Source organism: Serratia sp. CY32780, assembly GCF_052169135.1.
GTDB classification, from domain to species: domain Bacteria; phylum Pseudomonadota; class Gammaproteobacteria; order Enterobacterales; family Enterobacteriaceae; genus Serratia; species Serratia sarumanii.
Genome location: NZ_JBJNLI010000002.1, coordinates 576,241 through 587,728, shown reverse-complemented (window position 1 = coordinate 587,728; position 11,488 = coordinate 576,241). Strand labels below are relative to the sequence as shown.

Below are 11,488 nucleotides of genomic sequence, written 5' to 3'. Positions count from 1 at the left end.
GCAATAGCGCGGTGGTCCCACCTGACCCCATGCCGAACTCAGAAGTGAAACGCCGTAGCGCCGATGGTAGTGTGGGGTCTCCCCATGCGAGAGTAGGACACTGCCAGGCATCAAATAAAACAACAAGCCTCATGCGAAAGCATGGGGCTTTTTGTTTTGTCTGTTATCTGGCGTTCTGCTCGAGCATGGCCATGCGAAAGGCCCGTCGGGAACGGGCCTTAACGCCGCGTGCGGCGGCCCCGGAGGGGAGAGTCTCAGGATGAGACGAATTGTGTAGGACACTGCCAGGCATCAAACCAAGCCGAAAGCCCTGAACTGACGTTCAGGGCTTTTTGCTATGCGTAAAACGCAAAAAAGCGCAGCTATGCTGCGCTGTTTCTCCGACAAAAACAGCCAGAGAAAAGGCCCCGAAGGGCCTTTGATTAGGGTGTGTTTGCTTTTTTCACTTATTATTCGGTTAATGCGAGCTACCCTGAGAGATGCCCAACCCGGTTTGCGAACGGACAAACTGAGCCCGGAAGCGTTCCCGCTCTTGCTGCCCGGCCAGTGAGCTGTCGGTGATCGAGAATAGCCAGGTACCGACAAAGGCGACAATCATCGAGAACAGCGCCGGATATTCATACGGGTAAATCGGTTTTTCATGGCCGAGGATCTGCACCCAGATCGTCGGGCCGAGGATCATCAGAATCACTGCCGTCAACAGGCCCAGCCAGCCGCCAATCATCGCGCCGCGAGTGGTCAAACGCGACCAGTACATCGACAGGATGATGATAGGGAAGTTACAGCTGGCGGCGATGGAGAACGCCAACCCGACCATAAAGGCGATGTTCTGCTTCTCGAACAAAATCCCCAGGGCAATGGCGACAATGCCTAGCACCACAACGGTGATCTTGGATACTCTCAGTTCGTCGCGCTCGGTTGCCTTGCCGTTTTTCATCACGCTGGCGTACAGATCGTGGGAAACGGCCGAGGCGCCGGCCAGCGTCAGGCCTGCAACGACCGCCAGAATGGTGGCGAAGGCCACCGCCGAGATAAAGCCGAGGAAGAAGTTGCCGCCAACGGCATTGGCCAGGTGGACCGCCGCCATGTTGGTGCCGCCCAGCAGCGCGCCGGTGGCGTCTTTGAAGGCCGGATTGGCGCTGACCAGCAAGATGGCGCCGAAGCCGATGATAAAGGTCAGGATATAGAAATAACCGATAAAACCGGTGGCGTAGAACACGCTCTTGCGCGCTTCCTTGGCGTCACTCACGGTGAAGAAGCGCATCAGGATGTGCGGCAGACCGGCGGTGCCGAACATCAGCGCCAGGCCGAGCGACAGCGCGGAAATCGGATCGGACACCAGGCCGCCTGGGCTCATGATGGCGATGCCTTTCGAATGCACCTTCACCGCTTCGGCGAACAGGGTGTTGAAGTCGAAGTTAACCGACTTCATCACCATCAGCGCCATAAAGCTGGCGCCGGACAGCAGCAGCACCGCCTTGATGATTTGCACCCAGGTGGTGGCCAGCATGCCGCCGAACAGCACGTACAGCACCATCAGGATACCGACCAGGATCACCGCCACGTGGTAGTTGAGCCCGAACAGCAGCTGGATCAGCTTGCCGGCGCCGACCATCTGCGCGATCAGATACAGCGCCACCACCACCAAAGAGCCGCAGGCCGACAGGGTACGGATCGGTTTCTGTTTTAGGCGGTAAGAGGCGACATCGGCAAAGGTATAGCGGCCGAGGTTGCGCAGGCGCTCCGCGATCAGGAACAGAATGATCGGCCAGCCGATGAGGAAGCCGATGGAATAGATCAGGCCGTCATAGCCCGAGGTGTAGACCAGGGCGGAGATGCCGAGAAACGAGGCGGCAGACATGAAGTCGCCGGCGATCGCCAGCCCGTTTTGCAGGCCGGTGATGCGCCCGCCCGCGGTGTAGTAATCCTGACGGGAACGGGTGCGTTTGGACGCCCAATAGGTGATGTAGAGCGTGGCGCCGACAAACAGGATAAACATCACGATCGCCTGGATGTTCAGCGGCTGACGATGCACTTCGCCGCCGATGGCTTCGGCGCAGGCCAGACCGGGCAGCAACAGCAGCGCGGTGGCAGAGAATAAGCGCTTCATTGTTTCACCTCACGCAGAATTTCTGCGGTGAGGCGATCGAACTCGCCGTTGGCGCGAAACACGTAGATCCCGGTCAAGACGAAAGAGATCACGATCAGCCCGACGCCGACCGGGATCCCGCGGGTGATGGTCGATCCGGCGGCGATCGGCGTGCCGAGCCATTGCGGATCGAAGGCGATCAACAGAATAAAGCCGACATACAGCGCCAGCGTAATCAGCGAAAGCAGCCAGGCGAACCGGCCGCGTTTTCTCACCAGCTCTTTAAAGCGCGGGTTTTCTTCAATCCCTTGATAAATGGTGTCATTCATCAGAGTGTCTCCAGTCGGTATTGAGAGATTACGCCGCGCCAGGGCCGCTCAACGGCGCGTTATCCGAATGAACGGCCTGAAGCGGCGTAAATTATGACGGCACTTTCATTGATTGTTTTTCTTCCAACAGCTTGTCCACTACGGCCGGATCCGCCAGCGTGGAGGTGTCCCCCAGGTTGCTGGTGTCGCCGGCGGCAATTTTGCGCAGGATACGCCGCATGATCTTGCCGGAGCGCGTCTTGGGCAGCGAATCTGTCCAGTGCAGCACGTCCGGCGTGGCGATCGGCCCTATCTCTTTGCGCACCCAGTTGCGCACTTCGGTATAGAGCTCCGGCGTCGGTTCTTCGCCGTGGTTCAGCGTGATGTAGGCGTAGATCGCCTGGCCTTTGATGTTATGAGGAATGCCGACCACCGCCGCTTCGGCGATTTTCGGGTGCGATACCAGCGCTGACTCGATCTCGGCGGTGCCCAGACGGTGGCCGGAGACGTTCAGCACGTCGTCGACGCGGCCGGTGATCCAGTAGTAACCGTCCTCGTCGCGACGGGCGCCGTCACCGCTGAAGTACATGCCTTTGAAGGTCGAGAAGTAGGTTTGCTCGAAGCGGTCATGATCGCCGAACAGGGTGCGTGCCTGGCCCGGCCAGGAGTCGACGATCACCAGGTTGCCTTCGCAGGCGCCTTCCTGCGGTGTGCCGACGTTATCGACCAGCGCCGGCTGTACGCCGAAGAACGGCCGCGTGGCGGAACCGGCCTTCAGCTCGGTGGCGCCCGGCAGCGGGGTAATCATGAAGCCGCCGGTTTCGGTTTGCCACCAGGTGTCGACGATCGGGCACTTTGCGTTGCCTATCTTGTTGTAGTACCACTCCCAGGCTTCCGGGTTGATCGGCTCGCCGACCGAGCCCATGATGCGCAGCGAATCGCGTCGGGTGCCTTCGATCGCCTTGTCGCCTTCGGCCATCAGGGCGCGAATGGCGGTTGGCGCGGTATACAGAATGTTGACCTGGTGCTTGTCGATCACCTGCGACAGGCGATTGACGCCCGGATAGTTAGGCACGCCTTCGAACATCAGCGTGGTGGCGCCGCAGGCCAGCGGGCCGTACAGCAGATAGCTGTGGCCGGTAACCCAGCCCACGTCGGCGGTGCACCAGTAAATGTCGCCGTCGTGGTAGTCAAACACATATTTAAAGGTCATCGCGGCGTACACCAGGTAGCCGCCGGTGGTGTGCAGCACGCCTTTCGGTTTGCCGGTCGAGCCTGAGGTGTACAGGATAAACAGCGGATCTTCGGCGTTCACTTCTTCCGGCGGGCAGTCGGCGGAGACGCCCTGGATCAGCTCATGCCACCACAGATCGCGCCCTTCCTGCCAGTAGCCCGGCTTCCCGGTGCGTTGGAACACCACCACGTTGGCGACGCTGACCACGCTGGGATTTTTCAGCGCATCATCGACGTTCTTTTTCAGCGGCACGGCGCGGCCGGCGCGCAGGCCTTCATCGGCGGTGATCACCAGCTTGGCGTTGGAGTCGATAATGCGCCCGGCGACCGCTTCCGGCGAGAAGCCGCCGAAGATCACCGAATGTACGGCGCCGATGCGCGCGCAGGCCAGCATCGCGACCGCCGCTTCCGGCACCATCGGCATATAGATAGCCACCACGTCGCCCTTTTTCACGCCGAGCTTTTTCAGCACGTTGGCGAACTGGCAGACGTCATGGTGCAACTGTTTGTAAGTCACTTTTTTGGATTGGGTCGGGTCATCGCCTTCCCAGATAATGGCGGTTTGGTCGCCGCGCTCGGCCAAATGGCGGTCCAGACAGTTGGCCGCCAGGTTCAACGTGCCGTCTTCAAACCAGCGAATGCTGACGTGGCCCGGATCGAACGAGGTATTTTTAACTTTGGTATAGGGTTTGATCCAATCCAGGATTTTGCCATGCTCACCCCAGAAAGCCTCTGGGTCTTGAACCGACTGTTGATAATACTCTTGGTATTGTGCCGGATTAATCAGGGCGCGTTCTGCAATTGCAGAAGGAATAGCGTGTTTATGCAGTTGGCTCATAGCTTTTCTCCTTGAAGTTGTTAATGATATGTCAACTGAAGGTTAAGTATAGTTTGCTACGATTCTTTGTTTCTTTTTTGCGCGGCAGATCACGCAACAAAGATATTGATTTGTAATCGTTCTGTCGCATTTGCAGGGCATATCTATCTCTTTGGTCCTTAAATCCCCATAAACCCGCATTTTTAACCAAAAACACTTATATAAAGAACAAAAAAGAATAAACAAAGACGGGGGTAACCGCCTCTCTATTAATAGATACGCGCAGGGTCATAATTATTTCTCGCTATAAATCTTTTTGGATTATTTTTCGCTATTAATATTCGAAGTTGGTATTAACACCATATAACGATGGACGACACATCGTGAAATAACGTTTTATTAACCTTAATTCCTGATGAAAGGTTGGATGATGCCTTATGGCATTCGCTCTGCGATATCGTTCGTTTTTTAATCTGAATATAAAGTGGCGCTGCATTTATGGCCGAAAGTGTCACTCGGTCAATTCTCATTTATTTGACTTTTAAGTAACAAAATATAAACATTTTATGCGGATTAAATATGCAGAATGGGTGAAAAATAACGCATTTTAATGGCGTTCAAAAAATCGTCTCCGGCGTGCTTACGTGCTTCATTGTATGAAAAATTATGTTTTTAATAACAAGCAATTATGCCGTTTGAAATAGTAACGCGAAATTTTTGTTATTCGATTCAGCGCTCAACCCTGACAAATCAAGGCTTGCAGAGCATGCCGCCCGGATGATACAGATTTATACTGCGTCGCACCCAGGGCAGGTGAACGCTTCCACTGAATTAACATAAGCCTGTAATAAATGATTAAGTATTCTTTTCGCCGTGTTGCGACTTTGTACGGCGAAAAGGGTCTTTGAGGACTTTTTGGGTATGAAAAGTGTAAAAATTAGCCTGGCTTGGCAAATCCTGATCGCGTTGGTGCTGGGTATTATTGTTGGCGCGGTATTGCACAACCAGACCGAATCTCGTGAGTGGCTGGTGAGTAATATTCTCAGCCCGGCGGGCGATATCTTTATTCGTCTGATCAAGATGATTGTGGTGCCGATCGTTATTTCCACGCTGATCGTCGGTATTGCCGGTGTGGGCGATGCGAAAAAGCTGGGCCGCATCGGATTGAAAACCATTATCTACTTCGAAGTGATCACCACCGTCGCCATCGTGGTGGGGTTGACGTTGGCCAACGTATTCCAACCCGGCCACGGCATCGATATGTCGACGCTGACCACGGTGGACATTTCGCAGTATGAGAAAACCACCGAACAGGTGCAAAGCGGTTCGCACAGCCTGGTGGCGACTATTCTGTCGCTGATCCCGTCGAACGTCTTCTCGTCGATGGCCAAGGGCGACATGTTGCCGATTATCTTCTTCTCGGTGCTGTTCGGTCTGGGGCTGTCGTCGTTGCCGAAAGAGACCAAAGAACCGCTGCTGAAGGTGTTCAAGGCGGTGTCCGAAAGCATGTTCAAAGTCACCCACATGATCATGCGCTATGCGCCGATCGGGGTGTTTGGCCTGATTGCGGTCACGGTAGCCAACTTCGGTTTCGCTTCGCTGCTGCCGCTGGCCAAACTGGTGGTGCTGGTGTACTTCGCCATCGCGTTCTTCGCCCTGGTGGTGCTGGGGGCGGTCGCCCGGCTGTGCAACCTGCGCATCTGGACGCTGATCCGCATCCTGAAAGACGAACTGATCCTGGCTTATTCCACCGCCAGCTCGGAAACGGTGCTGCCGCGCATCATCGAAAAGATGGAGGCTTACGGCGCGCCCAAGTCGATCACCAGCTTCGTGGTGCCGACCGGCTACTCCTTTAACCTGGATGGCTCGACGCTGTACCAGAGCATCGCCGCCATCTTTATCGCCCAGCTGTACGGCATCGAGCTGTCGTTGGGGCAGGAGATCGTGCTGGTGCTGACGCTGATGGTCACCTCGAAAGGGATCGCCGGCGTGCCGGGCGTCTCGTTCGTGGTGCTGCTGGCCACGCTGGGCAGCGTCGGTATTCCGCTGGAAGGCCTGGCGTTCATCGCCGGCGTGGACCGTATCCTGGATATGGCGCGCACCGCGCTGAACGTCGTGGGTAACGCGTTGGCGGTATTGGTGATCGCCAAATGGGAGCACCAGTTCGATCGCAAGAAGGCGCTGGCCTACGAAACGGAGTTTCTGGCGCAGAAGGTGAAGCCGGCCAATCAGGCCTAATCGCCGAGTCTCGCTGATGTTAAAAACGCCCCGGGCAGTTGTGCCGAGGCGTTTTGTTTTTATGGCCCTTCAATCTGCCGCTTTCTTTTCTTTGCCTTACTGCGCGACTTGCATCCCCGCTTAACAGAATCTAAAGTGTTACCAAATTAATGGAAATGATAATAGATGTTATTATCATTTTCATTTGATGATGTATGGAGACACGCAAAAGCCGTTGAACGGCGGGGTTACGCCCGTTCGGCGTCTTTATTCGGGCTTATCAAAGGTAGGTAACATGTCGGACACCGCTTTGGCCTCTGAATGGTTGCCGCTGGCGCCAGCGCAGCTTGATTTCTGGGAAGAACACACCTTGCACCCCGGGCAGACCCTGTCCACCGTCGCACACTGCACCGAACTGTGCGGCGCAGTAGAGGAAGAGACGCTCTGCCGGGCGATCGCCACTACCCTCGCCGAGACGCAGGCGTTTGCCCTGCGCTTTGGTGAGCGGCGTGGCGACGCTCCTCCGCCGTTACGGCACGATCCACAACGCATACCGCCATTACAACGCATCGATCTGCAAACGCACGGCGATCCCTGGCAGGCGGCGCAAAGCCTGATGCGCGAAGATATCGCGCAGCGCCGGGCGCTGCACAGCGAGCCGCTAGCCGCCGCCTGGCTGCTCAAGCTGGGGTCGGAGCGCTACCTCTGGTACGTGCGTGCGCACCATATTCTGGTTGATGGCTTCGGCATGGCCTTGATTGAACACCGCTGCGCCGCGTTGTATGCGCACTATCTGGGTGAAGGCAGCGCGGGTATTCCCCTGGGCGCCTTTGACGCCTTTCAACAGGCCGAGCTGGCCTACGCTGATTCTGAGCGATGCGAGCGCGATCGGCGCTTTTGGCAGAGCTATCTGCCGCCGTCGCAGGCGCTGCCGACGGTGCGCAAGGGCGGTGAGGCCTATGGCGTGCGGCGTCTAAGCACCCACCACCGGCTGCCGGCGGCGGTATCGCAACGGCTGGCACAGCTGGCGGAACGCAGCGGCATCAATTGGCCCGACTTGCTGGTGGCGCTGTCGGCGGCCTGGCTGTTTCAGGTGATGCCGCGCGACACCCGACAAGGCGATACGCTGCCGATGTGGATGCCGGCGATGAATCGCCGCGGGCAGGCTGCCACCAACGTGCCTTCGCTGGCGGTCAACACGCTGCCGCTGCTGGTGTCGCCACCCCCGTCGGCGACGCTGGGAGATTTTCTGATGACGATGGCGCAGCAACTGCGGGAGCTGCGCAGCCACGCCGGCTACCGCCTGCGTCAACTGGCCGCCGATCGCGGCGTGGAGCCAGACTCGCGCTTCTTTATTTCTCCTTTCATCAACGTGCAACCCTTCGATGCGCCCCGGTTTACCGGCTGCAGCGGCACCCGCCGCGTATTGGCCGGCGGTTCGGGCGACGGTTTTAATCTGACTTATCGCGGCCGCACCGACGCCCGCGATCTGCAGGTCGATATCGATATTTATCTGGAACAGTTCCCGACGGAGGATGTGCTGGACTATGGCGAGGCGCTGCAAGAGTTTCTGTTGCGCGCGCTGCAGCGGGAAGCCTGGGAACAACCGCTGGCGGCTCTGACGGCGTTGCCTGCCTGATAAAGTGCGGGCGGGGGATGTCCCCGCCCGAGTTTTATGGCATCAGTTGGCCAGCAATGCCGCCACTTCGCGCGCGTTCTTGCATGGCAGGAGCGAACTGCTTACCAGCCGGGTGCCGAAAGCGTCATTGAGGCGCTCCGCCACCTGTTTGATATGCGGCAACTTCAGCCCCATGGTGATAAACGCCGTCTCTTCCCCCCATTCCGGGCGTGGCGTTACGCCGATCGCCTGCCAGTAAATAGTCAGGATCTCTGCGCTGCGCGCCAAAGGCGCGTTCGGCGGCGGCGCCGCACAGGCGTTCAGCGCCGGCGCGGTTTGCTGGTCGCTCAGATCGGCGCGGATGCGATGGCGGTCGGTTTTGCCGTTGGCGGACAGCGGCAGCGCCTCGGCATGGATAAAGCGCGTGGGAATATGGGTGCAGGGCAGATAGCCGGTGGCGAAGGCGCGGATCTCGGACAGCGGCAGCGGTTTGCCGTCGCGGGTCAGATACAGGGCGCCGAGCGCCGCTTCGTTGTTCTCTCCGCTGGGATAGTCCACCACCACCATATCCAGGATCGCCGGATGGCGGCGCAGCACATCTTCGATTTCCGGCAACGAGACGCGCACGCCGCGGATCTTCACATAGCCGTTCACCCGGGTGGCGAACATGATGTTGCCGTCCGCACGGTAGTAGCCCTGATCGCCGGTGCGAAAAGCGCGCAGCGGTTGCCCGTCCGGCCCTTCGAGGGTGACGAAGTCATGCTGCTTCAGCTCCCCCTGCTCCAGATAGCCCAACGCCAGGTTGACCCCGGCGGTATGAATGCGGCCGACCACGCCGGCCGGGCAGTGGCTGCCGTCGTCATGGCAGATGAAGTAGCGGTTGGCCGGCAGCGGGCGGCCGTAAGGCACGGTGCCGCTCTCCTGCGGGGCGATCGGGTGCCAGATGCTCCAGATGGTGGTTTCGGTCGGCCCGCCGAGCGAGAACAGCGCGAGATCCGGGCGCAGGGTGCTCAGGGTTTGCACCGTCGCCGGCTTGATGTAGTCGCCGCCTTGCGCCACCAGGCGCAGCGAACGCAGGCTGTCGGCCGTTTTGCAGGTGAGCAGCATCTCCAGAATGGCGGGCACCGAACACCACAGGGTGACCCGGTGCTTTTCCACCAGCTGGTTCCAGCTGATGGCGTCCTTTTCCTGATGCGGCGCCGGCAGTACCAGCGTAGCGCCGGCGCACAGCGAACCGAACAGATCGAACATCGACATGTCATGGTGCGGCGGCGTGACGGAGATGAAGACGTCGTCGGCGGTGACCGCCCAGTGTTGCTGGGTCTGGTGGACGACGTTGGCGGTGGCGCGGTTGTTGAGCACCACGCATTTGGGTTTACCGGTGGTGCCGGAGGTATACAGGTAGTAGCTCGCGGCCTGGCTGGCGCTGCGTTCCGCCAACGTCTGTTCATCCGGCAGCGCAGGCGCGCGATCCGTCGGCGCCAGCAGGGCCGCCGGCGTTACGCCGATCGGCGTCTCCAGATCGCCGCCGTGCACCACCAGCGTCGGCCGGCAGTTTTCCAGCAGGTAGGCGGTGCGCTCCGGCGGCGAGTTGATATCGACAGGCACCCAGATCACGCCCTGCAGGGCGCAGGCGAGGCTGAAGATGATCTGTTCCGGGCTGCGCGGCAGATACAGCGCCACCACGTTGCCCGGCTGCACGCCGCGGCTCTGCAGGTTGGCGATCGCCGTGGCGATCCGCTGGCCCAGTTCGCGGTAGGTCAGCGTCTGTTCGCCGCAGATCAGCGCGTTGCCGCCGTTTTGTACGCCAAACAGCCGCTCGGCCAGCTGCGCCAAATAAGGATAAGGTGCGTAATTCGCTTCGCTGTCGTTGTGGCGGTAATGCGCCAGATCGATGAAGTCCCGCGGCGCGATCGCCAGGTCGGCCCGTTGACAGCTGTGCAGGATGCGTCGCTGCAGTGCCGCCAGCATGGCTTCTACCTGCTCGCCGTGCAGCGCCTGCTCGGCGTAGTCCACGCACAGCTGCAGGTTTTTTTCGCTGTCCAGCGTCAGGCGAATGTCGATGGCGACCTGCGGCGTTTGGGTCAGGCCGTCGTGGAAGCGCACCGGCGCCTCGGCCGGCAGCGTTTCCCAGCCCAGGCAGTTGGTCAGGATCACCGGCAGCGCCGGGCCGCCCTGGCTTTGGCCGAGCAACTGCCGCGCCAGATCGACGCCGGAAAACGTCAGGTGGTCGAGCGCGCCGAGCACGTCGTCCTGTAAGGCTTGCGCGCGCTGGATAAAGTCTTCGCCGTGGCGGGAATAGCGCACCGCCACGAAACTGGAGGCGTTGCCCAGAGCGCCGTCGGCGGCGGGGAACGCTACCGGCACGCCGACGCACAGCTCGCCGTCGGTGGTCCAGTGGGCCAGCGTATCGAGGATCAGCGCCGACAGCAGGCTGTTGCGCAGCAGCGCATGCGGCGATCCCAGACGGCCAAGCCGTTTTATCGTATCGCGCGGCAGCGTCAGGCTGGCGCGGCGATAGCGCGACGAGGTGAGATTGGCGAGCGGGGCGCGCCACGGCAACGCCGACGGCGTGGTGACATCCTGCAGCTTTTCGCGCCAGTAGGCGGCGTCGGCCTGGCGCTGCGCCGCCGATGCGGTGGGGAGCGGCAGCGCGGCGGCGGTCGGCGTCAGAGGGCGATCGTCGAACAGGCGTGCGATCACGGTGGAGATCCCTTGGCCGTCGAGGATCAAGGCATCGAAACTGGTAAAGATCAGCGTATCGTACGGCGATCCCGTCGGATCCTGCTGTTCGGCAAGTTGGATCACGGCGATGCGCCACAGCGGTTGGCTCGGATCGTGGCGCTGGTGGGAGTAACGCTCGCGCAGTTGTTCGACCTGGCGCTGCGCCGCTTCGCCATCAAGGGCGCGCAGATCGTGACGATCCAGATGCAGCGTCACCTCCGGGCGTACGTGCTGCGTGCCGCGCTGCACATCGATGCAGGTGCGCAACGCCGGGTAGTGCTGTACCAGCTCGGTCAGGCGCGCTTCAAAGCGCGGCATATCCGGCTGCCGGGCGCGGTATTCGCGAAAGTCGTGCATCGCCACGCCGCCGAGCGGCCATCGATCGCTGCGGCCCAGAAGATAGGCCTGCTGCAGTGCGGTTAATGCTGTCTCCATGGTACTTCCCTATAGTCGCTAACCGATTAAAACGAGCCGGGCGCCGC

Annotated in this window: 6 protein-coding genes and 1 rRNA gene; 3 read left to right on the top strand and 4 right to left on the bottom strand. The window is 59.7% G+C overall.

Annotated features, from left to right (window positions below; all coding sequences use genetic code 11):
- Positions 1-109 (top strand): 5S ribosomal RNA (gene rrf / locus ACJ8HH_RS16285); the annotation flags it as partial.
- A gap of 348 nt (positions 110-457) precedes the next feature.
- On the opposite strand, the gene actP is transcribed toward rrf, so the two are convergent.
- The 3 genes from actP to acs all read right to left on the bottom strand — a co-directional run bounded on the left by actP (position 458) and on the right by acs (position 4,468).
- Positions 458-2,110, bottom strand: a complete 1,653-nt coding sequence (gene actP, locus ACJ8HH_RS16280; RefSeq protein WP_060451779.1) for a cation/acetate symporter ActP — start codon at positions 2,108-2,110, stop codon at positions 458-460.
- Positions 2,107-2,418: a DUF485 domain-containing protein gene (locus ACJ8HH_RS16275; RefSeq protein WP_004930047.1), complete on the bottom strand. Its 312-nt coding sequence runs from the start codon at positions 2,416-2,418 to the stop codon at positions 2,107-2,109. The genes actP and ACJ8HH_RS16275 overlap by 4 nt, the downstream gene beginning before the upstream one ends.
- 91 nt (positions 2,419-2,509) lie before the next feature.
- On the bottom strand, positions 2,510-4,468 hold the full coding sequence (gene acs / locus ACJ8HH_RS16270; protein ID WP_033655143.1) for an acetate--CoA ligase: 1,959 nt from the start codon (positions 4,466-4,468) through the stop codon (positions 2,510-2,512).
- Positions 4,469-5,368: 900 nt separating this feature from the next.
- On the opposite strand from acs, the gene gltP reads away from it, so the two are divergent.
- Together gltP and ACJ8HH_RS16260 are read left to right on the top strand one after the other, a co-directional pair.
- Positions 5,369-6,685, top strand: a complete 1,317-nt coding sequence (gene gltP, locus ACJ8HH_RS16265) for a glutamate/aspartate:proton symporter GltP (RefSeq protein WP_015376334.1) — start codon at positions 5,369-5,371, stop codon at positions 6,683-6,685.
- Between the two features lie 274 nt (positions 6,686-6,959).
- Positions 6,960-8,303 carry a condensation domain-containing protein gene (locus tag ACJ8HH_RS16260; protein WP_049235310.1) on the top strand — a complete coding sequence of 448 codons (1,344 nt, stop codon included), beginning with the start codon at positions 6,960-6,962 and terminating at the stop codon, positions 8,301-8,303.
- A gap of 42 nt (positions 8,304-8,345) precedes the next feature.
- Here ACJ8HH_RS16260 and ACJ8HH_RS16255 read toward each other — a convergent pair whose 3' ends face one another.
- Complete coding sequence (locus tag ACJ8HH_RS16255) at positions 8,346-11,441, bottom strand: amino acid adenylation domain-containing protein (protein WP_060438181.1); 3,096 nt, start codon at positions 11,439-11,441, stop codon at positions 8,346-8,348.
- Between the last annotated feature and the right edge of the window lie 47 nt (positions 11,442-11,488).